We start from the raw sequence: 25,786 nt of genomic DNA, 5'->3' as shown, positions 1-25,786 counted from the left end.
CCTTGACCTCAGAAAAGTATCACCCACTCGCCGCGCAGATACCGATACGTGTAGCTGGGGCCCGAGAAGGTAGTGCTGCGGCTGTAGCCGGCGCCAAAGCGAAAGACCTGCGATCCTCTGACTGGGCTTTGCAGACTCAGGTCCAGCAATCTTGTTGGCTGATTCAAGTCGTGATTGATCGTCTCGTTGCCAAGCCCTGCCGTCAGAGCGGCAGTCCATCCCTGGAAACGATGCCGCCAGCCGACCGCCAGCATCGACTCGCTGTAGTTCTTCGGATTGAAATAGGCCCTGTCCACGTCCTCATGACTGCTCCGGTACGTTCGATAGCGCGCTTGCAAGGTCAGCCCCAGATCGAGCGACGGTTGATAAATCAGCCGCAGGCGGGCGTGGTCACGTCGATTGCTGTCGGAAAAAAACTGCTGTCCCAGCAGCCCCACCAGGGTCACATGGCTTCCAAGCCCTTGATCCACGGCAACCCCGACAAATGAAAAATCGATTCCGCGGTCCAGGGATTTCGGGGTTTCCACCCAGTCGCGCGTCACAAGAAACTCCACCGCCGTGCTCTTTGTCGGCGACATGCGGTAGCTGCCGTCGAGCGTCAGCAGCGTGTGCCCTCCCTGCTCGAACAGGCCGGCTTCCATTGCCCCTCCATCGCCGGTTCTGGTTTCGATCGAGCGGGCCAGAAATGAGATTTTCTTTCCGGCTCTTTGCCAGTTATTTTGACGGTATTGATAATCGCCGAGCCGGAATCCGAGAAAGCGATCGGCATTTTCAAAAGCAGGAAAAAACTCGACCGACACTCGTCGCGATTGAAAATTATCGCTGTCGTTGGTCACATAGAACTCTGAGCCGAAAGCCATGTCGGCTGTTTTCTCCGGGCTTTTTTCCTCCGCCCCTTCGCAGGAGGAAGCCAGAAAAACAAATCCCGAAGCAACGGCGGCAAAATATTTCAGCGCGTCGATCATTTTGTCCCCCAGGATTTAGGCCTTCTGAACAGTTCATCCAGATATCCGAGAACACTGGCTGGCTGCAGCAACAGGCTATATAGCAATACGTAGAAAAAGAAGCCCTGGACATTCTTGCGCACGACCAACCCTGTTTTCTTGAACGTCCGGCGCTCGATCAAGAACATCAGAAGGCTCAATGCGAAAGCAGCCGGTATCAGCGCGAGAGTCATCGGACCCACAATCCAGTAGTAGCCGAAAAGGGCCATTGCCAACCCTGGTATGAATCCGATGGTGAATGCCAGGTCCAGCCACGGAAAGAGCAGGTTCCAGTAAATGAAGAATGTCGACAAGCGGGGCTTCAGGAGAATTCCGGGGTGCTTGATAAAGGCCTCCGTCATGCCACGCGCCCATCGCTGGCGCTGCTTGACAAGTTGCTTGAGGGTGCTGGGCACATTGGTGAACAGGCACGCGTCCTCGCAGTGGCCAACCCGATAGCCGGCTTTCAGCAGGGCCCACGTGAGCACGATGTCTTCTCCCACGCACTCAGGCCACCCGCCAACCTCCACCAGCGCGGCCCGGTCGTAGACAGAAAATGCACCTTGCGCAACCAAGGTGCCCTGAAACAGCGATTGCACCCGCTTGATTGCAGCAATGCCGTGGAAATAGTCCCACTCCTGGCAACGGGTAATCCAGTTCTGCCGTGAGTTTCGAACCAGGATTTTTCCCGCGACGGCCCTCGTATTGGGCGGGTCAGCCAGATAGCGCTCGACAATACTGGCCAGCGCGCCTCGATACAGGAAAGAATCGGCATCAACCGTGACGACCAGATTGTGCAGAACTTCCTTGAACCCGATGTTGAGGGCGCGGGCCTTGCCTCCGTTCTTTTTCAGATCGACGAAGGTAAGCCATGGATATCGATTCTGGACGCGCTGGACAACAAGAGAAGTGCCGTCGGTGGAGCCGTCATTGATAACGATGACCTGCAGAGGGCCAGGGTAATTTTGCCGGTCGATGCTGACAAGAGTTTCCTCGATGGAGGCTTCCTCGTTGTACGCGGCGACCAGCATGGATATCGCAGGATAAGCGGACAAAGAAGGATGCGACGGCCTCTTGTCCAAAAGCAGGCTTATGGCCATGAATGCATTCATGAAGCCCGGAATAATGGCAATGCCATAGACCAGAAAAATGGCCAGCGCGGTGCCGACGTGGTATTTTAAATCGGCCAGCCAGAGTTCGGCTGCCCATATTGAAAACCCCATCCAGGCAATTGCGCCAATCAATGCAATAAGGAATTTCCCCGATACCGGCAGATAAATCCTTGATCGCGGCGCTTTTTGGCCATCTTCGTTCATATCACCCTCGATAGTTTCGGGAAACGTAACACTTATGAAACGCTCCGAACAGTCTATTTACACCTTTTGATGCACTCCAACAACCATTAGTCAAGGAACCATGCCCGCCCGGCTCCGATGAAGGCTTCTATTTGTATCTGAGGCAGGCTGCGGAGACCTTGCGCGATGTCAATCGATCGCACGCAAACGCGTCGCAGCGCTGGGGGCTCATCGGATCGCACCGCTTCGACAACCGCTCGTTGCATGGTGATGCATCAGACCAATGCGAGCGGTTGACGCCTGCATTCGCCCATGGCTACATTCCCCTCGAAAGCTCTTGGGGAGGCCACGTTGCCCAGACATGTGTACTTCGTACTCGCCTTCATTGCCATCGCAGTGCTCGCAGGCAACCTGACCGCAACGGTCGTCGTGTTGCGCAGCGACTTTTATTCGCCACTGCAGCGACGACTCCAGCTGGCTCTGGTGTGGTTGATTCCTGTGATCGGGGCGGCCTGCTGCGCAAGTTTCGCATCCATTCACAGGCGCGCAGTTCCCAAGCCCGACAAGAGATTCCCGAGACCCGACTCCTTCGATCTGCCCGGTGGCGAGGCCAACGGTCTTTGAGTCTGGCGGTGCCTTCCTGCCAGCACTGGCGATCCAACGCGCAAGGAGCGAATGAAGATGGGTAGTTTTTCGATGGAGCACTGTGCTCTGGCGGCTTGCGTACAGCAAGTGGCCCAGCATGCCCGAGCAGTCCTGATGCATGCCCGTGTTTGCTGATACCCAGGCCCTGCGCGAATCGCTGCGCAAGGCCGGGCTGAGCGACTACGCCCGGCGCATCGAGGCCTCGGTGCGGCCCGTGGTGATGTTCGTTCGCCGCCAGGAGAAGGACGACACGCTGCCCGTCGGCACCAGCAAGATGGCCGGCAACCCCGACCTTCCACCCGATGCGCCGTGGCCCATGCGCCCCGCGCTGGCCGCGCCCGAGCGACATCTGGCGCAGCTTCGCAAGCAGATCGAGGACATCCGGCCCCCCAAGCCGTCGATGTCCGCAAGCGATGTCGAAGGGCTGCTGCAAACGATGCGCGCCAGCGGCGCCACCGAGAAAGACTTGGCGCTCATGCGCGACGCACTGCCAGGCACCAAGCGGCGCGACCCAAAGGTCGATGCGAGCCGCATCGCGTGGCTGCAGGCTCGCATGGCCGCACTGCAGACCGAATTTCCGCTCGCCTTCATCGCGCAGCTCGACCTGGGCCAACTGTCCGCGCTCCCCGGCTTCGATCCGAAGCTGCCGCGCAGCGGCGTGCTCTTCATCTTCATGGACGCGATGCGCGACGACGATGGCAAGACGCCGCTTCACCACGTGTACTGGCACGACGCACGGCCGACCGCGCTGCGGCGCCGCGAATGGCCCGTCGAGCTCCAGCGCTGGAACGACCGCTGGTCTTCCTACGGCCATCCTGCAAGCCCCGAAGAAGCCTGGTCCCGTCTGCCGATGGCCGACCGGCTGCTGCCGCATTCCGGCCTCAGCGTGCCGCATCACTGGAAGACGGCCCTGCCGCAGCACAGCAGCAAGGCGATCTGGGCCTGGTTCCAGGGGGCAGACCCGCTGCAGCTGTCGCCCCACCTGCCTCCAGGCGACACCGCGCACGGCGGCAACTTCGGCGATCGGCTAGGCGGCTGGCCCGACGACATCCAGGGCCACGCCGAAGATGACGTGGACCCGCCGGGCGGGCACATCGCAGTGCCCGGCCAGACGCTATGGCGGCACCTGTTTTCGTACGGCGGTGAATACCATGCCGGCGCCCGTCGATCGGATTCCGTAGCCAGTGGCGACGGCAACCATTTCCTCATGATCCGCGACGAAGACCTCGCGCAACGCCGGTTCGATCGTGTGCGCGATACCTACCAGTCGACCTGAGCACCACGGAGGCAGGATGGCTGACAGCAAGAAGCGCCTGTTCTTGAGACTCATGGCAATGCCTCTCGCCATGCTTGGGCTGTCCCCGCCGGCACCCGCAAAGCCCGTGTCGGAAAACATGCAACTGATGGGCGCCATCGCCCGCGCGATCGTGAACAGCGGCAGGCTCCAGGGCGTCGACTGGGTCGAGGTTTCGGCGATCTTCGCGATCGATTCCGACGGCGACGTCAACGAGAGCTATGGATACGCCTACGACGCCCAAGGCAAGGCCCACGCGGCAACCTTTCTCGATGACGCCGTCGCACGTGAGGTAAAGGCGTATCGCGAATGGCTGCGCCAGAAAGATGACAAGGGCATCATCAAGATGCTCTTCCAGTTCAACCGGAACACGTGGCGAGTCCGTGCGGATTTCGAATACGACGATCCCCTGCGCTGGCAGGTTACGCCGAGAAATCTCGATGCAATGATCGAGGCGCTACGGCCCAAGCTCGGATCGGCAAGCGGCAAGTGACGCAGCGATTGAGGAAACGCCGTGACCGAGCGATCTGATCTCCGAATAGGCGACGGCGCCGTGCCCGTCATTCCCTACGACACCTTCGAGGCCGCGAACCTGTTCCTGGCGACCGGCCGCACACCCGAAGAAGTGCTGCCGCTGATCGGCCTGAGCCCCGCGCAATGGGAGCGGCTGCGCGAGACCTATCGATGGTTTCCCTACACCTATGGTGAAAGCCAGAGGCGCAGCTACTTCGGGGGGCTGGGTGATGCCGAGATACTGCGGCTCGTTCTGGCGCCGCGGTGGAACCTGAAGCCGGGAGACGAGCCCGATCTGCGCTCGACATGGCATGTCCGTGAAGCCGTGCGACGCAATCCACGCATCGGCCCTTTCGCTGGTTGCGACTGGCCGATCACCTGCATCGCCCCGCATCCCGAAGCGACCCTGTGCTGCTACACGCACGACGGGCGCACGGTCTACTTCGACGGCAAGCCGCTCACCGATCGCAGCGGCGAGGTGCTGGAAGTGGATGCCGGGAGCTTCGAGCCCGTTGGCGGGCGCTGGCTGCGCGACAGGCGTCGCATTTATGGACAGGGCGAGTTCGGATCCAGGCCGACCTTCTATTGGTACGTTGTCGAAGGCGCGGATCACGCGACTTTCAAGGCACTGAACCTTCGTTACGCGCACGACAGGGAGCGCGCCTACTACATCACCGCCAAGGCGATCCGTACGAAGAGCCCGGAGGCCTTCGAGATCGTGCCGGAGATACGGCTCAACTACCGCGACGGTACGCGCGATGAGCTGCATGACATCAGCCACATCGCTCGTGATCGTGAAGCTGTCTATTTCTACGGAACCCGCCTGAAGGGTGCCAGGCCGGAAAACTTCCGCGACCTGGGCCACGGCTATGCGACCGACGGCACGACCGTGTGGTTTCTTGACGAGAAAAAGGTGATCGAAGGCGCGGATGCGGCCACCTTCACCGTTCCCGGTCCTGGCGAGCCGCATGTGCCCGGCCGCGTGCGAGGCCACGCAGCCACGGATCGCTACCGCGTCTACGTTGGGGCCGAGCTGTGCGACCCGCAAGAATGGATCGAGGATTGGCGCCCATTCTTCGAGGCGCGGCCCGATCTCGGCGGCTGGTGGTGGCACCAGCTTGCGGGCGAAGCGGCGGGCAACAAAGGCCCGTCGCCCTAGGAGGCCGTCTTGCTCGCTGTTTACGACGGGTCGTAACCCGGCGCCGAGCTGATCTCGGTCGGCTTGTAGATCTTGTGCTGCGCTACCCCGCTGCCCGCATCCGTCACCACCAGCAGGCGCCACAGCGGCTCGCGCACCGAACACGCGCTCTCTTCGCTGCTGAGCTTGAAGCTGGACACCCCGGGCGCCGTGCCCTTCACCACGACGCGCAGGAGCGTCTGCCCCTTGGCGTTCGAGACTTCGAGGTCGAAGCCGATGTTCTGGGCGATCACGTTCTCGGCCTTGTAGCCATAGCCGGTGAAGTGCTTCGTCACGTACTCGATGGCGGCTGCGTGCACTTCCTCGGGCGAAGCCTGGCCGGTTGCGACTGCTGCTGCGGGCTCGGCCACCTTCGGCACGCTGCCGCGCGCCTTCGCGGCTTGCAGGTCGGCCTCGGTCGGAACCCAGCCGCGCGGGCCGCGCACCAGCACCGCGAGCTTTTTCTCGGGCTCCCAGGTGGCGACGTGCCATTCGTCGTCGTCGCGCACGCGGGTGGAAACCTTGGCGTCCTTGTTGCTCTCCAGCTCGGCGATGGCGATGCGGTTGGTCTGCAGCACGGCACGGAAGCCCTGGCCTGCGTCGAAGGTGCGCTTGAGCAACGCAAGCCGGTCCTTGGCGCGCTGCACCTGCTGCGCGTTGCGCGGGCCGCCGCCAACGCGATGCTGCGTATCGAGCGACTCGATGCAGAACCAGCGCCCGCCCGAACCGACGCTCACGAACTCGCCCCAGATGGTGGCGATGACGTTGTCGCCGGTCGCCAGCCAGGCCTGGTCGAATGGCTTGTCCCGCGCGTCGAACACACCCATCTTGGCGACGATCTCGACCGGCGTGAGCCGTGGTCCTTTGAGCCGCATTTCGTCGATGACGGCGAGTACGTGGGGTTCGACTTCCTTGTCCATTCAGTGGAATTCTGGTGAGTTTGAGGGGGGTGGGAGTATGCCGCATCGCTTGCCGCGCCCACCGGGACAGGCGCGATCGTATGGCAGGATCAAAGGATGAACGAGCCCTCACGCCGAATACCGTATCGCACCTGGCCGGGCGCGCTCGCGGTGCTTCTCGCCATTGCCGTCTACGTGGGCGGCCTGACATTCTGGGACCGCCATACCTCGGGCAGCAGACCGTTGCCCGTGGGGGAGACGATAGATGTCGGCCAGGCCCGGTTCATTCCCGCCGACGGATGGGAGATGGACGTGTCGCGCTCGAAGGCAGGCAAGTCGCTGATGCTGTTCAAGGGCGGCCACAAGTTCCTGGTGACCACGGGCCCGTGGGTGGGCGGACCCGACGGCCCCCTGATACGGCAGCAGCGGCTGATGGAACGCGGCCAGCGCCTGAGCATCGAGGGCGACGCGTCCGACTTCGTCACTTCCTGGGGCCTGCAGGGCAAGACTTTCGCTTACTACGGCTCAAAGCTGGCCGGCCGGTTCTGGCAGGTGGTCGACCTGCGGCGCAAGTCTCTGGTGCAGATCGACTTCTACGGCTCCAACGACGGCATGGACGATGCGCTGACGGAAGCGCGGCGCATGCTGGACTCGATGGACCTGGAGGCGCCGCAATGAGTTCGCCCGCCTTCGAGCAGGACGACGCGGGCTGGCCGGTTGGCACCGATTCATTCTTCCAGCCGCAGCGCGCCGCGTTCTGGGTGCTGACGGCGCTGATCGTCAACGGCCTGTTCTACACGGTCAGCATGTTCTCGATGGGGTTCCGCGTGGTGCCCGTTACCGCGTTTCTGGGGCTGCTGGTGTGGGGGCTCTACTCCCTTGCGTTCTTCCAGGCGTTTCGCACGCTGGACTTGCTCGAGCAGCATCCGCCAGAGGCTTATGTGCTGGCCTTTGCGTGGGGCGGAATGGGCGCTGTCTACTTCGCCGCGCCGGCCAACATCGCCATTCAGAGCCTGTGCGCGAAGCTGGTGTCGCCGGAGTTCGTCGCGGTCTGGGGGGCGGCGATTGCGGGGCCGATCACGGAAGAATTCCTGAAGCTTGCCGGCGTCATCCTGCTGGTGCTGGTCGCGCGCAACCAGTTTCAGACTTATCTCTCGGTGCTGATCGTCGGTGCGATGGCGGGGCTGGGTTTTCAGGTGATCGAAAACCTGAGCTACACCGTCAATTCGTCCATGCACTTTCCGCTCGAAAACCAGGTGTATCCGGTGCTTCTGAACCTGCTGACGCGCGGGCTGCTGAGCGGGCTGTGGAGCCACGCGGCCTACACGACGATCGCGTCCTTCGGCGTTGCATGGTTCCTGCTCCACCCGGAGCGGCCGATGGTGATGCGGATTGCCTGCGCGCTGCTGTGCTTCGGCCTTGCGTGGGCCATGCACTTCGTGTGGAACGCGCCGTTTCTGGAAGACCTCTTCGATGGTGGATACGGCGAGATGGCCGTACTGCTGATCGTCAAGGGCATTCCCGTTGTCATCGCGGCAGGGCTCTTCTGGCGGGTTGCCGTTCGCGAGAACGGCACATACCTGCATGCCCTCGCAGCCTGGTTCGTGCCGGAGCGCGAGTTGATCCGCGACGACGAATGGGTTCGCCTGGGCGCGCCCATGCAGCGCTACAAGGTCCGCAGGGAGATGGGATGGACCTTCGGCTGGAAAGCAAGGCGCCTGAAGACGCAGCTGCAGCGCGAGCAACTACGGCTGATCCGCAAGGCCGGCACCTACGGACGCGGGGCGCAAACGCTGCGGCATGAAGTGGCCATACGGCGGCTGCGCGCGGAGCTGGATCCGCTCATCGGGGCGAAAGCATGAGGGCGCTGCTGTTGCTGATGCTCGCGGTGTTGGGAGCCGGATGGAGCGCTCCTTCGCGGGCAGTCACGCTCATCGAGCAGGCGCAGCTCACGCTGGCCTTGCGCGGTCAGGCTCCAGCACAGGCACCGCAGCCGCAGTCCGTCGCACTGCCCTATGACTGGGATCAGCGGCAAGGCGCAGTCGACGGCGAGGCGCGGTTCGCGTTCGACATACCGGTGGCCGACCCTGCCGCGCCGCTGGCGCTGTTCGTGCCGCGCCTGGGCAACAGTTTTCGTGTGCTGGTGAACGGCCAGGAACTGGCCCGATTCGGCGCCTTCCCGCCGGGCCCCTACGACGATGCCTCCGTTGCGCCGCAGTACTTCGTGCTGCCGGCCTCGGGCTCGACGTCGCCGCATCGCGTTGAAGTCGTCATCGCGGCGCAGGCTGCAAGGCAGGGAGGGCTGTCGCCGGTGGTGGTCGGCAGCAAGGCCGAGGTTCTTCCGTTGTACGAAAACGCCCTGTTCTGGCATGTCAGCGGCGGACGCTTCATTGCCATCGTGAGTGGCGTGCTGGGAGCGCTGTCGCTGCTGGTGTGGCTGCGACAGCGCGAACCGATCTACCTCTACTACGGCCTGGGAGAGTTGTTGTGGTCCGTGCAGACGGCGCGCGTGCTGTTCACGCATGTGCCGCTGCCCTGGCCCTGGTGGGGTGTGCTGCCGCTGGCTGCGTTCCAGGCGGCGGTGCCGCTGCTGTGCCGCTTCGCCCTGGCCGTGGTGGGACGCGACGACACCCGCCTGGCACGCCTGCTGGGCCTGATGGCCTGGCTGGCACCGGTTGCGGCCGTGCTGGGCATCATGGTGCCTTTGCTGTGGCTGATGCCGCTGTGGCGGTCGCTGGGCCTGCTGGCCGCACTGGCAATGATGGTCGTCGTGGTGCGCGTGGCGCTGCGCAGTGCCGTGCTGGAACACCGCGTGCTGGGCGTGGCCGTGGTGCTGGTCGTGCTGTGCGGCGCACGCGACGTCTGGGTGATGCGCACATCGCCGGAGGCCTACGCGATGGTGCCGTGGATCCGCTTCGCCTGGGTTGGCTTCGCCATCACGCTGGCATGGGTCATCGCCGAGCGCATGCGCAAGGACGCCCGGGCGATGGCGGCAATGAACGCCTCGCTGGAAGCTGAGCTCGCAGAGCGCAACGCCGCCCTGGAAGCCTCCTTCGCCCGCGAGCGGGAAGGAGAAAAAGCGCGCGGCGCGCTGGAAGAACGCCAGCGCCTGACGCAGGACCTGCACGATGGTCTCGGTGGGCAGCTGGTCGGGCTGCTGCAGATGACCCAGCAACCAGGAACGGCCCTCGGCGATGTGGCGCTGCACCTGCGCGACGCGGTGGACCAGCTCAAGCTCACGGTGGACGCCATGCATGGCTGCGAGGGCGACGTTGCCTCGGCCCTCGGCAGCGTGCGCTACCGCCTGGGGCCGCGCCTGCAGGCTGCCGGCATCGAGCTGCACTGGGACGTGGGCCCCCTGCCGCTGATGACGGGCTGGAGCGTGCGCGAGTCTCATCAGACGCAGATGCTGCTGTTCGAGGCGTTCGCCAACCTGATGGCGCACGCGCAGGCGACGCGGGCCAGCCTCGGCGCGAGACTGGTGCCCGCCAGCACCGGCGAAATCATCGAGATCGAGTTGCGCGACAACGGCCGCGGCTTCGATGCAGAAGCCAAGTTCGCGGGCAAGGGACTGACGAACATGCACACGCGCGCCGCCGCGCTGGGTGGCGCACTCACGGTGCGCTCTAAGCCCGGAGAGACCAGCCTGCGCCTGCGACTGCCCGTGCCAGCCGCGACAGCAGCCGGCAAATGAAAAAAGGGAGGCGGGCTACACGCCCCCTCCCTTTCGCTTCAGAGCAATGCCAGAGCTCAGGGCTTCTGGGAGAAATCGAGCGCCGCGGTCAGATCGCCCATCGGACGGCTGCCGTTCTTCAGGAGCGCGGCGTCGCGCTCGACAAGGCCCTTCAGCGGCGGCAGCGACCAGCGGTGCGTGATGAAGCGCAACGTGGAGGCGGTGTCGTACTGGGTCTTGTCGATGAAGCCCTTCTTCGCGAACGGCGAGACGATGAGCGCGGGAATGCGCGTGCCGGGGCCCCAGCGGTCGCCCTTCGGCACGGTCGCGTGGTCGTAGAAGCCGCCGTTTTCGTCGTAGGTGACGACCACGAGCATGTTCTTCCACTGCGGGCTGGCCTGCAGCTTGGCGAGGACGTCGGCAATGTGCGCGTCGCCGTCGGCCACGCTGGCATAGCCGGCGTGCTGGTTCAGGTTGCCCTGCGGCTTGTAGAAGCTCACGGCGGGCAGCGTGCCAGCGGCGGCGTCCTTCAGGAAATCGGCATCGAAGTCCTTCAGGTGAGCGGCGCGCGCATCGGGGTGGGCGCTCGGGTCGAACGCGGCGTAGTAGTTGAACGGCTGGTGGTGGAACTGGAAGTTTGGCGTCTGCGCGGCGGGTGGCACTGCGGGCGGGAACACGCGGCTGCCCGTTGCGATGGCTGTGGTGTCCTTCCACGCACCGCCATACCAGGCCCAGCTGAGGCCCTTGGCCGTGAGCAGGTCGCCGATGGTGGCCTGCGTCTGCGCTGGCAGCGTGTTGGCCTTGGTCGGGTCGGCGAAGAGCTTGCTGGTGTCGCTGGTCGCCGGTGCGTTGCCGCTGGGCTGGTACGGCGGCTGCATGGTGTTGACTGCGTAGAAGTTGCCGGCGGCATCCTTCGGCGTCAGTGTGTTGTCGTTCAGGTACGTGGGCGCGGCGTTGAGCACCGAGGTCGACGCACCCGCGGCGGGCGTGAGGCGCACGAAGTTGCCGGCGCCGTCGGTGTCGATGGCCGAGATGCTGGCCTTGGCGGGTGACGAGGCAGCATCTGCGCTGGGGTACAGCGGCGCGCAGGCGCACACGAGGTACTGGTGATTCAGGAACGAGCCGCCGAATGCGCCCATGAAGAAGTTGTCGGCCAGCGTGTATTGCTTGGCCACTTGCCACAGCTTCATCTTGGTGCCGTCGTAGTAGCCCATGCTGAGGCCGCCGGCATCCGAGTAGGCGGTGAACTTGTCGTTCTTGCCGCCGTTGATCTGCATCTGGTTGTTGTAGAAGCGATGCACCAGGTCGCGCGAGATGATGGTCTGGTCGATCTTGGTGCCGGTGTTGTAGAAGCCCGCATCGGCATCGATCTGGAACATCTGGTTGGGCATGCCCACGGTCTGCGCCTGCGTGATCGTGGTGGTCTGGCCGGCCGCGGTAACACCGCCCCATACCGGCGGCAGGGTCGGCAGCGTCGAGCCGTCGAAGTCCTTCTGCGGTTCCGGCGTTTTGGTCAGCGAAGTCGGGTTCACGCCCGGGATGCCGTTGGCGCCGGGAAACAGGCCGTACAGATTGTCGAAGCCGCGGTTTTCCGCGTAGATGACGACGACGTTGGTGATCTGGTCGAGCGCGAAGCGGTTGCGCAGCGCCGCGATCACGTCGCCGCCGGCACCGGCCTCGGCCACCGCTTCGGCGATGCGCTCGATGGCCTGGTCGATCTCGTTCTGCAGCGCGGTCTTGATGCCGGCGTCGGTGATCTTGTTGTGGTCGGCCAGCAGTTGCGCTTCGCTCACGCCCAGGCGTGCGGCCAGCGCGGTGCGCGCAGCGGCGAGGTTGCCGCCGTTGGCATCCATCAGCGCCACCAGTTCGGTGGTGATGGCGCTCACCACGCCATTGGCTGCGGCCGGTGCGCGGAACACCAGCGGCTGCGTGACGGCTGTCTCGGTGCTGGTCGTGGGGTCAAAGCGCTTGCTCGACGTGCCGATCTCGGCCACCACGGCGCCCTGGCCAGAAAGCGTGAAGGCGCCGTTGGCATCGGTGGTGGTGGCGAGCTCACCGCTGTCGCAGCGACCGTTGTTGTTGGTGTCGATGCAGACCTTGGCGTTGCGGTAGTAGCTGCCGGTGACGACGCCGGAAGTGGTCGTCGTGCTGCTGCCGCCGGAAGGGAACCCGAAGAAGCCCGAGTTGTTGTCGGAACCGCCACAGGCCACGACCATCACCGCCGCGGCAATGGCTGTCGGCCAGGGAGTCAGGTGGCGCACGAGTTTGCGCCCGCGCAAGGACGCGCTGCTACGTTGGGATGAATTCATCATGAGTGGAGTTATGAGGTGTGGATGAACCAGACCGGCGGCCGGGCGCCGTGATGCTCTGCGTGACGCGTGACAGCCATGTTGCAATTCGTCGTACACCGGGCTTGCTAATTCAGGGTTAAGAAATCTCCAGCAAATGTCACGCCGCTGACATGCGTGAAACCGATCCTCGCCGGTTGCCTCGCGGTCCGGTCCGCCCACCCTTTCTCCACGTGCCCTCGACGACACGCTCCCTTCGCCGACTGGCCGTGCTTGCCGCGGCTCTCCTGCTGTGTGGCGTGCTTGCCGCCTGTGGCCGCGATGCGCCCGCATCGCTGACTGCTTCGACGCCGGTACCGCCACCCCAAGCCGCGCCAACGCCAGCCCCCGCAGCGCCCCCCGCTCAGCCCGCCTACGTCGGCGCCACCTACGCCCCCGTGCCCGGCCGGCCGCAACCCAGCGCCGCGCAGCTCACTGAAATCGGCCGGCGCATCTTCTTCGACGGCAGCCTCTCGGCCACGGGCAAGGCCTCGTGCGCGAGTTGCCACGACCCGCAGCACGCGTGGGGGCCGCCCAATGCGCTGTCGGTACAGCTCGGCGGCGCCGACGGCAAGCAGGAAGGCCCGCGCGCCGCGCCCTCGCTGCGCTATCTGGAAACGCTCATCGCCTTCACGGAGCACCACCACGACAACGACGGCGACGACAGCATCGACGCCGGCCCCACCGGCGGCCACATGTGGGACGGCCGCGCCGGCTCCGCGCACGAGCAAGCGGGCATGCCGCTGCTCTCGCCCTCCGAGATGGGCAACGCGTCTGTGGCTGAAGTGGCGGCCAAGCTCGAACGCGCGACCTATGCCGATGAACTGCGCAAGGCCTTCGGCGACGACGTGTTCAAGAACCCGGACGCCGCCTTCAAGGCCGCGGGCCTTGCGCTGGAGGTGTTCCAGCAGTCGCCGAAAGACTTCTATCCGTTCACGAGCAAGTACGACGCAGTGCTGCGCGGCGAAGCCAAGCTCAGCGTGGCCGAGACGCGCGGGCTGCGGCTCTTCAACGACGAGAACAAGGGCAACTGCGCCTCGTGCCATATCAGCGTACGCACGCAGGACGGCGCTTTTCCGCTCTTCACCGACTTCGGGTTGATCGCGCTGGCCGTGCCGCGCAACCGCAAGCTCAAGGCGAATGCCGATCCGGCGTTCTACGACCTCGGCCTGTGCGGCCCGTACCGCACCGACATGAAGGACCACCCCGAATACTGCGGCCTGTTCCGCACGCCCACGCTGCGCAACGTGGCGGTGCGGCAGAGCTTCTTCCACAACGGGGTATTCCATTCGCTGGAGGAAGCCATCCGCTTCTACGCGCAGCGCGACACCACGCCGCAGCGCTGGTATGCACGCTCGGCCAAGGGCATCGTGCAGCAGTACGACGACCTGCCGCCGCAGTACCACGCCAACATCAACACCGATGCGCCCTTCGGGCAGAAGCGTGGCGACAAGCCGGCCCTGACCGAGGCGGAGATTCGCGACGTGGCGGCGTTCTTGCGCACGCTGACCGACGCGGACCAGAAGAACGCGCCGGTCAACGCTGGGCGCTAGCCTCCGCCCATGCGCTCGACGTTCGCGTTGAGCCGCACCAGCAGCGCTGTCAGTTGCTCGACTTCTTCGGGGGAGAAGCCGGCCAGCGCCTCTTGCGTGTGCGCATCCATCACGGCCTTGGCCTTGGGCAGGCGCCTGGCGGCCAGCGGGGTCAGCGAGATGAGGCGGCTGCGCTTGTCCACGGGGTCGGGCACGCGCTCGACCAGGCCGTCGCGCTCCATGCGGGCCAGAAGCTGCGCCATGCTGGGCTGCTCCACCTGTGCGATGCGCGCGAGCTCGGCCTGCGACAGCGCCTTGCTTTTCTTGAGCGACACCAGCACCGGCAGTTGACCCACGGCAAAGCCGAGTTCACGAACCCCCACGTCGGCGATGCGGGAGAAGCCGCGCGTCACGCGGCCGATGAGTTTCAGGGGATTGGGTGTCTCGGTGTCGGTCATGCCGGATATCTTACATGCATAGCCTCCTATGCTAATATAAATAGGAACCTATCCTTTATTGAGAAGTAATCCGAATGCACACCGATCCCCGCATTGCCATCGTTGGCGCCGGCCCCGGCGGACTCACGCTGGCACGCATCCTTCATCTGTCCGGCATCCATGCCACCGTGTTCGAACGCGAAGAAGGCCCGCTCGCGCGGCCGCAAGGCGGCACGCTCGACCTGCACGAAGACTCCGGCCAGTTGGCCGTGCAACGCGCCGGGCTCGACAGCGAGTTCCAGCGCATCGCGCGCTACGACGACCAGGGCTCGCGTCTGCTCGACAAGACCGGCCGCGTGCTGTTCGAGGAGCCCGATGCCTCCGCCGGCAACCGCCCCGAGGTCGACCGCACCGCGCTGCGCGACATGCTGCTGGCGTCGTTGCCGGCCGGCTGCGTGCAGTGGGGCCGTGCGCTCAGTGACATGCGGCTGCAGGAAGGCGGGCGCTGGAACCTCTCGTTCACAGGCGGCAGCGAGGCAGGCCCGTTCGACCTGGTCGTCGGTGCGGACGGCGCGTGGTCGCGCGTGCGGCCGCTGCTGTCGCCCTACAAGCCGCAGTACAGCGGCCTGACCTTCATCGAGTTCGGCATCGACGACGTCGACCGCAGCCATCCGGCCATCGCGCAGCTCGTCGGCCGGGGCAAGCTGGATGTGCAAGGCGATGGAAAGGCAATCATCGTGCAGCGCAACGGCAACGCGCATATCCGTGGCTATGCGATCTTCCGCGTGCCGGCAGACTGGGCAGCGAAGCGCTTCGACTTCTCGTCGCCAGCAGCGGTGCGCAGCGCGCTGCTCGCGGAGTTCGCGGGCTATGCCGATGCCGTTACCGACCTCTTCCGGGTGAGCAACGACCAGTTCGTCCCTCGTCTCATCCACGCGCTGCCGGTCGGCCATTGCTGGGCGCCTCGGCGCGGGCTCACGCTGCTGGGCGATGCGGCGCATGTGATGTCGCCGTTCGGCGGCGAAGGCGTGAACGCCGCCATGCGCGACGCCGCCGAGCTGGCCGCCCTGCTGGCCGGACAGGGAGACTGGGCCGCAGCGGTTGCCACTTACGAAATGGATATGTTCGAGCGCGTCATCGAAGCGGCGGAAGGCTCGGCCGAAGCCGCCGCCGTGCAGATGTCGCACATCGGCGAGGCGCTGACGCTGGCGCACCTGCAGGAGCACCGCGCCGGCGCTGCCTGACACCCATGCCGGGTATCCGGTGCGTATCGATTTGACTTTATTTTAGATATATCTAAAATAATTCCGATACACATCACAAAGGATACCCACCATGAGGCATTTCCATCTCAACCATCACCACTGCCACACCGCCCGCGGCGAACATGAAGACGGCCTTTCCGGCGGCCGCGGACACCGTGGCGGACGCGGCGGCGGACGCGTGTTCGGCCATGGCGGCCTGCGCTTCGTGCTGCTGCAGCTCATCGCCGACAAGCCGGCCCACGGCTACGAACTGATCAAGGCCATCGAAGACCGCCTCGGCGGCAGCTATGCGCCGAGCCCCGGCGTGGTCTACCCAACCCTCACGCTGCTCGAGGAAATGGGCTACCTCAGCGTGGAAACCGCCGACGGCAGCGGCCGCAAGCGCTACAGCATCACGGCCAGCGGCCAGGAATTCCTCACGGCCAATCGCGAGATGGCCGACGCCATGATGTCCCGCATGAGCGGCGGCGTCGACGGCGCCGGCCCGCGCGGCGGACGCCCGCCGCAGGTCACGCGCGCCATCGAGAACCTCAAGCTCGCAATGCGCATGCGCCTGTCTGGCGTGCTGACCGAGCAGCAGGCCCACGACTTCGCCGCGGTGCTCGACAGCGCCGCGCAGCAGATCGAAAAGATCTGAACCCCATCTCAACCCGCCCTGCTCACCCAGGACTTCTGCAATGACTGACTTCAGTACTTCATCTGCTTCCACCGCCCCCGACCGCACGCCGCGCCGGGTGCGCCACGACCTGCGCTTTCGCCAGCTCACGGTGAAAACCGCGCAGCGCGTGACGCCGCACCTGATTCGCATCACCCTCACGGGCGACGACCTCGCGGGCTTCACCAGCCCCGGCTTCGACGACCACGCGAAGATCTTCTTTCCCGATGCCACCACCGGCAAGCTCACGCTGCCCACGGCCGGCCCCGAAGGCCCGGTATGGCCCGCAAGCGGCCGCCCCACCATGCGCGACTACACGCCGCGCCGCCACGACGCCAAGGCCGGCACGCTCGAAATCGACTTCGCGCTGCACGAAGCCGGCCCCGCCACGCAGTGGGCCGAGCAGGCCAAGCCCGGCGACGTCGTCGGCGTGGGCGGCCCGCGCGGCTCGTTCATCGTGCCGACCGAGTTCGACTGGCACCTGCTGATCGGCGACGACACCGCCCTGCCCGCCATCTCGCGTCGCCTGGCCGAGCTGCCGGCCGGCTCTCGCGCGGTAGTGCTGGCGGAAGTCGACAGCGAAGCCGACGAGATTCCGTTCGACACGCAGGCCGAACTCACGTTGAAGTGGGTGCACCGCCGCGGCACCGAGCCGGGCCTGAGCCCCGTGCTGCTCGACGCGCTGAAGGCCATGCAGCTACCGGCCGGCGATTTCCATGCGTGGGTAGGCTGCGAATCGGCCATCGCCAAGGCGCTGCGTGCGCACCTGGTGGGCGAGCGCGGCGCGAATCCGAAGTGGACGCGGGCCTCGGGCTACTGGCGTCGCGGTGCGGTGGCAACGCACGACACGCACGACGAGTGACGGGTCCTTTCAGTGCGGCACTTCGGCCGGGCCTGAGGCGGCCGCACTGCGCCTCGGGCTTTTGATCAGCAACAGCAGCGGAATCGCCAGCACCGTGATGATCATCATGATCGCGAAGTCGTCCAGGTAGCCGATCAGCGCGCCCTGCCGCGTCACCTCCGCATTCAGCAGCGCCAGCCCCGTCATCGTGTCGGGCGACATCATCTGCGGCAGCGTCGACAGCGCGGTATTGCCCGGCGCCACGGTCGACGCGATCTGCGCATGCGCCTTGCTTGAGCCTTCGGTCAGCAGCGCCTGCACGATCGAGATGCCCACGCTGCTGCCGATGTTGCGCAGCAGGCTGAAGATGGGCGTGCCCTGGTTGCGCAGCCGCGGCGCCAGCGTGGCGAAGGTGGCGGTCGACAGCGGCACGAAGGTGAAGCCGATGCCCAGGCCCTGGATGAAGCCCGAGACGATGATCAGCGTGCTGTCCATCTGCAGCGTGAGCCGCGTCATCTGGTAGAGCGAGAACGCCGTGAGGCCGAAGCCCACAGCCATGATCGCGCGCACATCCACCTTCTGCACCAGCCGCCCCACGATGATCATCGCGATCATCGTGCCGACGCCGCGCGGCGCCGTCACCTCGCCCGTGTAGACCACCGGATAACCCATCAGCCCCTGCAGGAAGTTGGGCAGCAGCGCCATCGTCGCGAACAAGATCATGCCGACGATGAACGCGAACAGCAGGCCGGTGACGAAGTTGCGGTCTTTCAGCAGGTCGCGGTCGAAGAAAGACACGCCCTGCACCGTCCACGTGTGGACCACGAAGAAGCCGAAGGCCACCAGCGCGGCGGCGGCTTCGAGCTTGATCTCCCACGAATCGAACCAGTCGAGCTGTTCGCCGCGGTCGAGAAATAGCTGCAGCATGCCGATGGCCAGGCTCAGCGTGACAAAGCCGAAGATGTCGAGCTTCTCGCCCTGCGGCCGGCTCTCGGGCAGGTAGCGTGCGATGCCCCAGAACGCGAAGATACCCACCGGCAGGTTGATGAAGAACACCCAGCGCCAGTCGAAGTTCTCGGTGAGCCAGCCGCCCAGCAGCGGCCCGAGGATGGGCCCGACCATGATGCCCGCGCCCCAGATCGCCATTGCCTGGCCGACTTTCTCGCGCGGGTTGATGTCGAGCAGCACCGCCTGCGACAGCGGCACCAGCGCCGCGCCGAAGATGCCCTGCAGCAGCCGCGCGGCCACGATGCCGACCAGCGAGGTCGCAAGCCCGCACAGCGCCGAGGCCACCGTGAAGCCGATCACCGAGATGATGAACACGCGCCGCCGGCCCCAGTGGCCGCACAGCCAGCCGGTCAGCGGCAGCGCGATGGCCGAGGCCACGATGTACGAGGTGAGCACCCAGGTGATCTGGTCCTGCGAGGCCTGCAGGCTGCCCTGCATGTGGGGCAGTGCGACGTTGGCGATCGTGGTGTCCAGCGCCTGCATGATGGTCGCCAGCATGATCGAGATGGTGATCATGCCGCGGTGCGGCACCTTGGTTCCGGGCGCGACGCTCATGGCTTCTTGCCCTCGCCCGAGGTGATGTCCACCAGGCTGCCTTGCACCTTGGCGAGCAGGCTCAGCAGTTGCGCGCGCTCGGGCTGCGACAGCACCGCCATCACGCGGGCATTGAGCCCGTCGCTGAGGCTGAGCGCGCTGTCGAGCGCTTTCTCGGCGCTCGGCTCCAGATGAATCTTGTTGACGCGGCGGTCCGTGGCGCTGGGTTCGCGGCGGATCCAGCCGGCTGCGGCCATCCGGTCGCACAGGCCGGCCACGGCCATCGGGGTCAGGTCGAGCCGCTGCGCGAGTTCGGCCTGCGATAGTGGTTCTTCATCGCCGTGCATGGCCAGCGCGCCGAGCAGGCGGCACTGGGCGCTGGTGAGGCCGATGCGTTCGCGCGCGAGGCGGTCGAACTCTTCGCTGTAGAGCTTGCCCACGCTCTTGACGAGGAAGCCGAAGCGCTGGGTGAAGTCCCTTTTCATAAGGGACTTGATTATCTACATGTTTATTAGTTGGGGCTTAGCAAGCCCCCCCCCTCGCACTCACACACTCACAGTCAAAGCCAGCCGGCGCGCCTGAACCGGTAGTAGAGATAGCCGCAGGTGCTGACGATCAGCCCCAGCGCCACTGCATAGCCATAGCGGAATTTCAGCTCCGGCATGTTCTCGAAGTTCATGCCCCAGATGCCGGCGAAGGCGGTGCACACCGCAAAGATGCTGGCCCAGGCCGCAAGGCGCTTGGTGACTTCGCTCTCCTCGATGGTGACCATCGACAGGTTCACCTGGATCGCCGTGCCGATGGTGTCGCGCATCGCGTCGATCGAGCCGTTGATGCGCCCCAGGTGGTCGCCCACGTCGCGAAAGTACTCCTGCGAGCTCATGCAGATCTGCGGCACGCGCCCGCCGTGCATCTTGCCGGACGCCTCCAGCAGTGGTGCCACCGCGCGCTTGAGGATCATGCTGCGCCGCTTCAGGTCGTAGAGCTGCTTGATCTTGTCGCGCGCCGCGCCGCCCTGGCCGAAAAGCTGCTGCTCGATGGCTTCGAGCTCGTCCTCCAGCGCATCGATCACCGGAAAGTAGCGGTCGACCACCGCGTCCATCAACGCATACAGCACGAAGCCCGCGCCGTTGCGCAGCAGGTCCGGCTCGCGCTCGCAGCGCTCGCGCACGCCAAGAAAGCCCTGCTTGCTGCGGTTGCGCACCGACAGCACGTAGTTGCTGCCTACGAACACGTCGACCTCGCCCACGTTCGTGCAGTGCTCGCCCTCGGGCGATGGCTCGACCAGGTGCATGACGACGAAAAGCGAGTCGCCGTATTCCTCCATCTTCGGCCGCTGGTGGCCGTTGCGGGCGTCTTCCACCGCGAGCGGGTGCAGGCCGAATTCGTGCTGCATCACGCTCAGTTCTTCCGGTGAGGCGTCGCTCAGCGCCACCCAGACGAAACAGCCCGGCCGGCTGATGTAGTCGCTGATGGCCTCGACCGAGATGTCGGCGAGCTTGGCGCCGTTTTCATAAGCGACGCAATTGATCAGCATCGGTACTCTTCCATGTTCAATCTGGACGTCGATCAGGTCGTCGCGTTGGAATTCGAAGTTGCGGCCAGTTGGGCGGTGGCCGCCAGCGAAGCCTCGATGGCTTGCGTTTCGCTCCTGAGCAGCGCGAGCCCCTTTTCAGCCAGCGCGGAATGGCTCGCAACATCGGCCCACAGGCTGGCCGCGGCTTCGGAGCATGTCAGCGATGCGAATCGGATGCGGCCTTTCGCGAGATCGACGAAGCGCGCCTCGCGCAGGGGGTCGGTCCGGTCCCAGGCACCGCCGATGATCACGCGCTTGCCGCGCTTGATGCGGGGTTCGAGTTCCGCGAAGAAAGGCAGCTTCGCCGACACCCAACCCAGCATGCCGGCGCTGGCCGCGGTGTCGAAGGCGGATGGAGCGGCGTGCGCTTTCGCAAAGTCGCGCAAGGCACCCAAGTTGTAGAGCACCGGGTCCTTGGGCCCCGCTGCGCCGCCTTCCACCGGCCTGATGACAGACGGGCTGTGGCCCGCGCGCCCCTCGGGCCGTTTCGACTTTCGCAGCTCCGCAAGCTGGGCCGGTGTTATGCACAGATACAGCGCGGCAAGCTCTGCGGGCAAGGTGGCGCTGCCGGGCAGCGCAGCCGCGTTCGCTTCAAGGCCTTTGAAATCATCCAGCTGGGCCATGGGCGCCTTGTTTGTTCTTCACGCGGGGGTCGCGTCGGGGGATTTTAGAGTGGTGGGTGCGGGCCCGGCCGGCGCCTTGCGGATGTCCCATACAAGATAATCCGAGCCAAGGCTCGCTCGGATACCCCGACACAGACACAAGGCGAAATCATTGAATTCGAAGGATAAATCGACGGCATCCCCTGGCGGGGCAGAAGCAACGCTCGGGCACACCCCGATGATGGCCCAATATCTAGGCCTCAAGGCGGACCATCCGGACACCCTGCTGTTCTACCGGATGGGCGATTTCTACGAACTCTTCTGGGCCGACGCCGAAAAGGCCGCGCGCCTGCTCGACATCACGCTCACCCAGCGCGGCCAGTCGGCCGGCCAGCCGGTGGTGATGTGCGGCGTGCCCTTCCATGCGGTCGACACCTACCTGGGCCGCCTCATCAAGCTGGGCGAATCGGTCGCCATCTGCGAGCAGGTGGGCGAAGTCGGCGCCAGCAAGGGCCCGGTCGAACGCAAGGTGGTTCGCGTGGTCACGCCCGGCACGCTGACCGACTCCGAACTGCTCAACGACAAGAGCGAATCGCTGCTGCTCGCGGTGCATGCGGGCTCGCGCAATTTCTGCGGGCTGGCATGGCTCAGCGTGACCGGTGCCGAACTGCGGCTGGCTGAATGCCCAGCCGACGCGCTCGAAGCCTGGATCGCTCGCATCGCGCCCAGCGAGCTGCTGTACAGCGCCGAAGTAACGCCGGCTTTCGAGCAGCGCCTGAAAGCCGCGCGCAGTGCCACGCCCTTCACGCTGTCGATTCGCCCGGCGTGGCAATTCGACGGCGGCCTGGGCGAGCGCAAGCTGGCCGAGCAGATGGGCAGCAACAGCCTCGCCGCCTGGAACGCCGAATCGCTGACCAACGCGCATGCCGCAGCCGCCGCGCTGCTGGGCTATGCCGAACACACCCAGGGCCGCGCGCTCTCGCACGTGCAGCGCCTGTCGGTCGAGCGCGACGGCGACCTGATCGAGCTGCCGCCCACTACGCGCCGCAACCTCGAACTGGTGCAGACGCTGCGTGGCGAAGACTCGCCCACGATGTTCTCGCTGCTCGACACCTGCATGACGGGCATGGGCAGCCGCCTGCTGAAGCGCTGGCTGCTCTCGCCCCGGCGCGACCGCTCCGAAGCGCAGGCCCGGCTCGAAGCCATCGGCGCCCTGCAGTCGACCGTGCTCGGTGGCACTGCCGCACCGTGGCGCACGCTGCGTGAGCAGCTCAAGAACACGAGTGACGTGGAGCGCATTGCAGCCCGCATCGCGCTGCGGCAGGTGCGCCCGCGCGAACTGCTGGCGCTGCGGCTGGCGCTATCGAAAGCGGAGCAGCTTGCGCCCCTGCTGCCTGGCGCCGCTGCACTGCTGGCCCAGATCACCGAACGCCTGGCCCCGCCGCCCGGCTGCGCCGACCTGCTGACCAGCGCCATCAAGCCCGACCCGTCGGCGCTGGTGCGCGACGGCGGGGTGATCGCTACCGGCCACGACGCCGAACTCGACGAGCTGCGCGCCATCAGCGAGAACTGCGACGACTTTTTGCTGAAGCTCGAAATCAGCGAACGCGAGCGCACCGGCATCAGCAACCTGCGGGTGCAGTTCAACCGCGTGCACGGCTTCTACATCGAGGTGACGCAAAGCGCGCTCTCGAAGGTGCCCGACAACTACCGCCGCCGCCAGACGCTGAAGAACGCCGAGCGCTTCATCACGCCCGAGCTGAAAGCCTTCGAGGACAAGGCCCTGAGCGCGCAAGACCGCGCGCTGGCCCGCGAGAAGTGGCTGTACGAGCAACTGCTCCACGCGCTGCAGCCCTCGGTGCCCGCGCTCACGCAGCTGGCCGGCGGCATCGCCACGCTCGACGCGCTGTGCGCGCTGGCCGAGCGCTCGCACACGCTGCACTGGCGCGCACCGAGCTTCGTGGCGCACCCCTGCATCGAGATACAGCAGGGCCGCCACCCGGTGGTGGAAGCGCGGCTGGCCGAGAAGTCGTCGGGCGGATTCATCGCCAACGACACGCAGCTCGGGCCGCAGCAGCGCATGCAGGTCATCACCGGTCCCAACATGGGCGGTAAGTCGACGTACATGCGGCAGGTGGCCATCATCGTGCTGCTGGCCTCCATCGGCTCGCACGTGCCGGCGGCAGCCTGCCGGCTCGGGCCGATCGACGCCATCCACACCCGCATCGGCGCGGCGGACGACCTGGCCAATGCGCAGTCGACCTTCATGCTCGAAATGACCGAGGCCGCGCAAATCCTGCACAGCGCCACGGCGCAGTCGCTGGTGCTGATGGACGAGATCGGCCGCGGCACCAGCACCTTCGACGGGCTGGCGCTGGCCGCCGGTATCGCGGCCCAGCTGCACGACCGCAGCAAGGCCTTCACGCTGTTCGCCACGCACTATTTCGAGTTGACCGAGTTTCCGGCCACACACCACGGCGCCGTGAACATGCACGTGAGCGCGACCGAGGCGGGCCGCGACATCGTGTTCCTGCACGAAATGCAGCCCGGCCCTGCCAGCAAGAGCTACGGCATCCAGGTGGCGCGGCTCGCGGGCATGCCCGCGGCGGTGGTCAACCATGCGCGGCAGGCGCTGGAGGCGCTTGAATCGCAGCATGCGCAAACTCGTGCACAGGTCGACCTGTTTGCACCGCCTCCGGTGGCCGAGACACCGCTGGCCAGCGCCGTAGAATCCGCGCTGGCCGCGCTCGACCCCGACACCATGAGCCCGCGCGAGGCCCTCGATGCCTTGTATGCCCTTCAAAAACTGAATAAACGTGAACTCGGTGCCGCATGATCCGGCGCCGGTCATGCCAGACGAACCCATGACTTACTGCGTAGGCATCAAACTCAACGCCGGCCTGGTGTTTCTCTCCGACTCGCGCACCAACGCGGGCGTGGACCACATCAGCACCTTCCGCAAGATGATCGTCTACGAGCAGCCGGGCGACCGCGTCATGGTGCTGCTGTCGTCGGGCAACCTGAGCATCTCGCAGTCGGTGCGAGAAATCCTCCAGATCGAGGAGCTGCGCGAAACCCGCGAAGACGGCACGCAGGGCGAGCCCATCACCATCTGGAACGCGAAGAGCATGTTCGATGCCGCGCGCGTGCTCGGCTCGGCGGTGCGCCACGTGTACGACCGCGATGCCGAGGCGCTCAAGCATGCGGGGCTGGACTTCAACGTGTCCTTCATCTTCGGCGGGCAGGTCAAGGGCGAAGGCATGCGCCTGTTCCTGGTCTACGCGGCCGGCAACTTCATCGAAGCCACCACCGAGACGCCCTACTTCCAGGTCGGCGAATCGAAGTACGGCAAGCCCGTGCTCGACCGTGTTCTCACGCCCGAGACGCCGCTCGACGAGGCAGCCAAGTGTGCGCTGGTGTCGATGGACTCGACCATGAAGTCGAACCTGTCGGTCGGCCTGCCGCTCGACCTGGTGGTGTACGAGGCCAACAAGCTCGAAACCGACCGCGTGATCTGCATCGACGCCGACAACCCCTACTACCGCATGGTGCACAGCAGCTGGGGCCAGAAGCTGCGCGAGGTGTTCGACAGCATCGAAGACCCGGTGTGGGACGACAGCCAGACCGAGCATCCGCTGAAGATGCCCGCAACGCGCCACAGCCCGCTGCGCAAGATTTCCACGCCAGACGAAAAGCTGATCTGACCCCCGTGCCCCCGGTCGTCTTCTCGCACGGCAACAGCTTTCCCGCGAGCACCTACCGCGTCATCCTCGACAGCCTGCGCAACCGCGGCTTCGAGGTCGATGCCATCGAGAAATTCGGGCACGACCCGAAGTACCCCGTCACCGACAACTGGCCGCACCTGGTGCAGCAGCTGGCCGACTTTGCAAAGCTGCGTGCCGACCGCGCGGGCGGACCAGTGTTCCTGATCGGCCATTCGCTTGGCGGATTCCTGAGCCTGATGTGCGCGGCGCTGCACCCGGAGCTGGCGCGCGGCGTGGTGCTGATCGACTCGCCCATCCTCGGCGGCTGGCGCGCGAACACGCTCAACGTGGTCAAGCGCACGCCGCTCATGAAGAGCATTTCGCCCGGCGCCATCAGCCGCAAGCGCAAGAACAGCTGGGAGCATCGCGAGGCGGTGTTCGAGCATTTCCGCAGCAAGAAGGCGTTCGCGAAGTGGGACGAGCAGGTGCTGCACGACTACATCGACCACGGCACCTTCGATGCCGACAAAGCTGGCGAGGACGGCCGTTCACTGAGCTTCGACCGCGACGTCGAGACCGCCATCTACAACACCCTGCCCCACAACCTCGGCGCGCTTCTGCGCGCGCACCCGCTCAAGTGCAAGGCGGCCTTCATCGGCGGGCGCCAGTCGGCCGAGATGAAGCGGGTGGGCATGGCGATGACCGAGCAGGTCACCAGGGGCCGCATCGCCATGATGGACGGCACGCACCTCTTCCCGATGGAAAAGCCGCTGGCAACAGCCGCGGCCATCGAGGCCGCGCTGCGCAACCTGCTCTGAGCGACCGC

23 protein-coding genes are annotated in these 25,786 nt (G+C 65.5%); 14 read left to right on the top strand and 9 right to left on the bottom strand.

All coding sequences use genetic code 11. The features are described from left to right. Nucleotides 1-8: 8 nt before the first annotated feature. Both BLV60_RS30645 and BLV60_RS30640 read right to left on the bottom strand, forming a co-directional pair. Entirely contained in the window at nt 9-965 is a 957-nt protein-coding gene (locus tag BLV60_RS30645; RefSeq protein ID WP_093059078.1) for a porin family protein, read from the bottom strand. Then, the gene (locus BLV60_RS30640) at nt 962-2,299 is read right to left on the bottom strand and encodes a glycosyltransferase family 2 protein (RefSeq protein ID WP_093059077.1); all 1,338 of its coding nucleotides are present in this window, start codon (nt 2,297-2,299) and stop codon (nt 962-964) included. The genes BLV60_RS30645 and BLV60_RS30640 overlap by 4 nt, the downstream gene beginning before the upstream one ends. A 291-nt stretch (nt 2,300-2,590) precedes the next feature. Between BLV60_RS30640 and BLV60_RS30635 the strand changes: the two genes are divergently transcribed. The 4 genes from BLV60_RS30635 to BLV60_RS30620 all read left to right on the top strand — a co-directional run bounded on the left by BLV60_RS30635 (nt 2,591) and on the right by BLV60_RS30620 (nt 5,889). Then, complete coding sequence (locus tag BLV60_RS30635; RefSeq protein ID WP_093059076.1) at nt 2,591-2,902, top strand: hypothetical protein; 312 nt, start codon at nt 2,591-2,593, stop codon at nt 2,900-2,902. A 139-nt stretch (nt 2,903-3,041) separates the two neighbouring features. Beyond that, a complete protein-coding gene (locus tag BLV60_RS30630) occupies nt 3,042-4,199 on the top strand; it encodes a DUF1963 domain-containing protein (protein WP_093059075.1) in 1,158 nt (385 codons plus the stop codon). Nucleotides 4,200-4,215: 16 nt separating this feature from the next. Continuing rightward, the gene (locus BLV60_RS30625) at nt 4,216-4,710 is read left to right on the top strand and encodes a hypothetical protein (protein WP_093059074.1); all 495 of its coding nucleotides are present in this window, start codon (nt 4,216-4,218) and stop codon (nt 4,708-4,710) included. Nucleotides 4,711-4,770: 60 nt separating this feature from the next. Continuing rightward, nucleotides 4,771-5,889 carry a DKNYY domain-containing protein gene (locus tag BLV60_RS30620; protein WP_176929015.1) on the top strand — a complete coding sequence of 373 codons (1,119 nt, stop codon included), beginning with the start codon at nt 4,771-4,773 and terminating at the stop codon, nt 5,887-5,889. 20 nt (nt 5,890-5,909) lie between these two features. On the opposite strand, the gene BLV60_RS30615 is transcribed toward BLV60_RS30620, so the two are convergent. Beyond that, nucleotides 5,910-6,827 (bottom strand): protein NO VEIN domain-containing protein, encoded by a 918-nt coding sequence (locus BLV60_RS30615; protein ID WP_093059072.1) that lies wholly within the window; start codon nt 6,825-6,827, stop codon nt 5,910-5,912. Between the two features lie 96 nt (nt 6,828-6,923). On the opposite strand from BLV60_RS30615, the gene BLV60_RS30610 reads away from it, so the two are divergent. Genes BLV60_RS30610 through BLV60_RS30600 form a run of 3 tightly spaced genes read left to right on the top strand, consistent with a single transcriptional unit; the run spans nt 6,924 to nt 10,500 of the window. Then, nucleotides 6,924-7,484, top strand: a complete 561-nt coding sequence (locus BLV60_RS30610; RefSeq protein ID WP_093059071.1) for a hypothetical protein — start codon at nt 6,924-6,926, stop codon at nt 7,482-7,484. Beyond that, nucleotides 7,481-8,668 (top strand): PrsW family intramembrane metalloprotease, encoded by a 1,188-nt coding sequence (locus BLV60_RS30605; RefSeq protein WP_093059070.1) that lies wholly within the window; start codon nt 7,481-7,483, stop codon nt 8,666-8,668. The genes BLV60_RS30610 and BLV60_RS30605 overlap by 4 nt, the downstream gene beginning before the upstream one ends. Continuing rightward, nucleotides 8,665-10,500: a sensor histidine kinase gene (locus BLV60_RS30600; protein ID WP_093059069.1), complete on the top strand. Its 1,836-nt coding sequence runs from the start codon at nt 8,665-8,667 to the stop codon at nt 10,498-10,500. The genes BLV60_RS30605 and BLV60_RS30600 overlap by 4 nt, the downstream gene beginning before the upstream one ends. A gap of 56 nt (nt 10,501-10,556) precedes the next feature. On the opposite strand, the gene acpA is transcribed toward BLV60_RS30600, so the two are convergent. Next, a complete protein-coding gene (gene acpA, locus BLV60_RS30595) occupies nt 10,557-12,695 on the bottom strand; it encodes an acid phosphatase (RefSeq protein WP_256329648.1) in 2,139 nt (712 codons plus the stop codon). Between the two features lie 305 nt (nt 12,696-13,000). Between acpA and BLV60_RS30590 the strand changes: the two genes are divergently transcribed. Next, nucleotides 13,001-14,359, top strand: coding sequence for a cytochrome-c peroxidase (locus BLV60_RS30590; RefSeq protein WP_256329646.1), 1,359 nt, complete (start codon nt 13,001-13,003; stop codon nt 14,357-14,359). Here BLV60_RS30590 and BLV60_RS30585 read toward each other — a convergent pair. Further along, entirely contained in the window at nt 14,356-14,796 is a 441-nt protein-coding gene (locus BLV60_RS30585; protein WP_093059067.1) for a MarR family winged helix-turn-helix transcriptional regulator, read from the bottom strand. The genes BLV60_RS30590 and BLV60_RS30585 overlap by 4 nt on opposite strands. Nucleotides 14,797-14,870: 74 nt before the next feature. Between BLV60_RS30585 and BLV60_RS30580 the strand changes: the two genes are divergently transcribed. The 3 genes from BLV60_RS30580 to BLV60_RS30570 all read left to right on the top strand — a co-directional run bounded on the left by BLV60_RS30580 (nt 14,871) and on the right by BLV60_RS30570 (nt 17,557). Continuing rightward, nucleotides 14,871-16,019: an FAD-dependent oxidoreductase gene (locus BLV60_RS30580; RefSeq protein WP_093059066.1), complete on the top strand. Its 1,149-nt coding sequence runs from the start codon at nt 14,871-14,873 to the stop codon at nt 16,017-16,019. A gap of 91 nt (nt 16,020-16,110) precedes the next feature. Continuing rightward, the gene (locus BLV60_RS30575; RefSeq protein ID WP_093059065.1) at nt 16,111-16,677 is read left to right on the top strand and encodes a PadR family transcriptional regulator; all 567 of its coding nucleotides are present in this window, start codon (nt 16,111-16,113) and stop codon (nt 16,675-16,677) included. Between the two features lie 40 nt (nt 16,678-16,717). Then, a complete protein-coding gene (locus BLV60_RS30570; protein WP_093059064.1) occupies nt 16,718-17,557 on the top strand; it encodes a siderophore-interacting protein in 840 nt (279 codons plus the stop codon). Nucleotides 17,558-17,566: 9 nt separating this feature from the next. Here the strand turns inward: BLV60_RS30570 and BLV60_RS30565 are convergent, their stop codons facing one another. From BLV60_RS30565 to BLV60_RS30550, 4 genes are all read right to left on the bottom strand, one after another. After that, nucleotides 17,567-19,099: a DHA2 family efflux MFS transporter permease subunit gene (locus tag BLV60_RS30565; RefSeq protein WP_093059063.1), complete on the bottom strand. Its 1,533-nt coding sequence runs from the start codon at nt 19,097-19,099 to the stop codon at nt 17,567-17,569. Beyond that, complete coding sequence (locus BLV60_RS30560; RefSeq protein ID WP_093059062.1) at nt 19,096-19,563, bottom strand: MarR family winged helix-turn-helix transcriptional regulator; 468 nt, start codon at nt 19,561-19,563, stop codon at nt 19,096-19,098. Before BLV60_RS30560 ends, BLV60_RS30565 begins: the two co-directional genes overlap by 4 nt. A 74-nt stretch (nt 19,564-19,637) precedes the next feature. Continuing rightward, entirely contained in the window at nt 19,638-20,615 is a 978-nt protein-coding gene (locus BLV60_RS30555; RefSeq protein ID WP_093059061.1) for a magnesium and cobalt transport protein CorA, read from the bottom strand. 32 nt (nt 20,616-20,647) lie between these two features. After that, on the bottom strand, nt 20,648-21,277 hold the full coding sequence (locus BLV60_RS30550) for a hypothetical protein (RefSeq protein WP_093059060.1): 630 nt from the start codon (nt 21,275-21,277) through the stop codon (nt 20,648-20,650). Between the two features lie 217 nt (nt 21,278-21,494). On the opposite strand from BLV60_RS30550, the gene mutS reads away from it, so the two are divergent. The 3 genes from mutS to BLV60_RS30535 are packed head-to-tail and all read left to right on the top strand — an operon-like array spanning nt 21,495 to nt 25,778. Next, nucleotides 21,495-24,092 (top strand): DNA mismatch repair protein MutS, encoded by a 2,598-nt coding sequence (mutS, locus tag BLV60_RS30545; protein ID WP_093059059.1) that lies wholly within the window; start codon nt 21,495-21,497, stop codon nt 24,090-24,092. A 28-nt stretch (nt 24,093-24,120) separates the two neighbouring features. After that, nucleotides 24,121-24,960, top strand: coding sequence for a proteasome-type protease (locus BLV60_RS30540; RefSeq protein ID WP_093059103.1), 840 nt, complete (start codon nt 24,121-24,123; stop codon nt 24,958-24,960). A 5-nt stretch (nt 24,961-24,965) separates the two neighbouring features. Beyond that, on the top strand, nt 24,966-25,778 hold the full coding sequence (locus BLV60_RS30535) for an alpha/beta fold hydrolase (RefSeq protein WP_093059058.1): 813 nt from the start codon (nt 24,966-24,968) through the stop codon (nt 25,776-25,778). The last annotated feature ends 8 nt before the right edge of the window (nt 25,779-25,786 follow it).

Source organism: Variovorax sp. YR634 (assembly GCF_900106655.1).
GTDB lineage: Bacteria > Pseudomonadota > Gammaproteobacteria > Burkholderiales > Burkholderiaceae_C > Variovorax.
The sequence above is the reverse complement of the archived record's forward strand: the minus strand, read 5'-3'. Positions and strand labels throughout refer to the sequence as shown.

Excerpts from the sequence above, each read along its gene's own strand:
- acpA (WP_256329648.1), bottom strand. The coding sequence starts at position 12,695 with ATGGTCGTGGCCTGTGGCGGTTCCGACAACAACTCGGGCTTCTTCGGG.
- BLV60_RS30575 (WP_093059065.1), top strand. The coding sequence starts at position 16,111 with ATGAGGCATTTCCATCTCAACCATCACCACTGCCACACCGCCCGCGGC.
- BLV60_RS30570 (WP_093059064.1), top strand. The coding sequence starts at position 16,718 with ATGACTGACTTCAGTACTTCATCTGCTTCCACCGCCCCCGACCGCACG.
- BLV60_RS30615 (WP_093059072.1), bottom strand. The coding sequence starts at position 6,827 with ATGGACAAGGAAGTCGAACCCCACGTACTCGCCGTCATCGACGAAATG.
- BLV60_RS30625 (WP_093059074.1), top strand. The coding sequence starts at position 4,216 with ATGGCTGACAGCAAGAAGCGCCTGTTCTTGAGACTCATGGCAATGCCT.
- BLV60_RS30645 (WP_093059078.1), bottom strand. The coding sequence starts at position 965 with ATGATCGACGCGCTGAAATATTTTGCCGCCGTTGCTTCGGGATTTGTT.
- BLV60_RS30565 (WP_093059063.1), bottom strand. The coding sequence starts at position 19,099 with ATGAGCGTCGCGCCCGGAACCAAGGTGCCGCACCGCGGCATGATCACC.
- BLV60_RS30550 (WP_093059060.1), bottom strand. The coding sequence starts at position 21,277 with ATGGCCCAGCTGGATGATTTCAAAGGCCTTGAAGCGAACGCGGCTGCG.
- BLV60_RS30600 (WP_093059069.1), top strand. The coding sequence starts at position 8,665 with ATGAGGGCGCTGCTGTTGCTGATGCTCGCGGTGTTGGGAGCCGGATGG.
- BLV60_RS30555 (WP_093059061.1), bottom strand. The coding sequence starts at position 20,615 with ATGCTGATCAATTGCGTCGCTTATGAAAACGGCGCCAAGCTCGCCGAC.
- BLV60_RS30610 (WP_093059071.1), top strand. The coding sequence starts at position 6,924 with ATGAACGAGCCCTCACGCCGAATACCGTATCGCACCTGGCCGGGCGCG.
- BLV60_RS30630 (WP_093059075.1), top strand. The coding sequence starts at position 3,042 with ATGCCCGTGTTTGCTGATACCCAGGCCCTGCGCGAATCGCTGCGCAAG.
- BLV60_RS30580 (WP_093059066.1), top strand. The coding sequence starts at position 14,871 with ATGCACACCGATCCCCGCATTGCCATCGTTGGCGCCGGCCCCGGCGGA.
- BLV60_RS30605 (WP_093059070.1), top strand. The coding sequence starts at position 7,481 with ATGAGTTCGCCCGCCTTCGAGCAGGACGACGCGGGCTGGCCGGTTGGC.
- mutS (WP_093059059.1), top strand. The coding sequence starts at position 21,495 with ATGATGGCCCAATATCTAGGCCTCAAGGCGGACCATCCGGACACCCTG.
- BLV60_RS30540 (WP_093059103.1), top strand. The coding sequence starts at position 24,121 with ATGACTTACTGCGTAGGCATCAAACTCAACGCCGGCCTGGTGTTTCTC.
- BLV60_RS30640 (WP_093059077.1), bottom strand. The coding sequence starts at position 2,299 with ATGAACGAAGATGGCCAAAAAGCGCCGCGATCAAGGATTTATCTGCCG.
- BLV60_RS30560 (WP_093059062.1), bottom strand. The coding sequence starts at position 19,563 with ATGAAAAGGGACTTCACCCAGCGCTTCGGCTTCCTCGTCAAGAGCGTG.
- BLV60_RS30635 (WP_093059076.1), top strand. The coding sequence starts at position 2,591 with ATGGCTACATTCCCCTCGAAAGCTCTTGGGGAGGCCACGTTGCCCAGA.
- BLV60_RS30585 (WP_093059067.1), bottom strand. The coding sequence starts at position 14,796 with ATGACCGACACCGAGACACCCAATCCCCTGAAACTCATCGGCCGCGTG.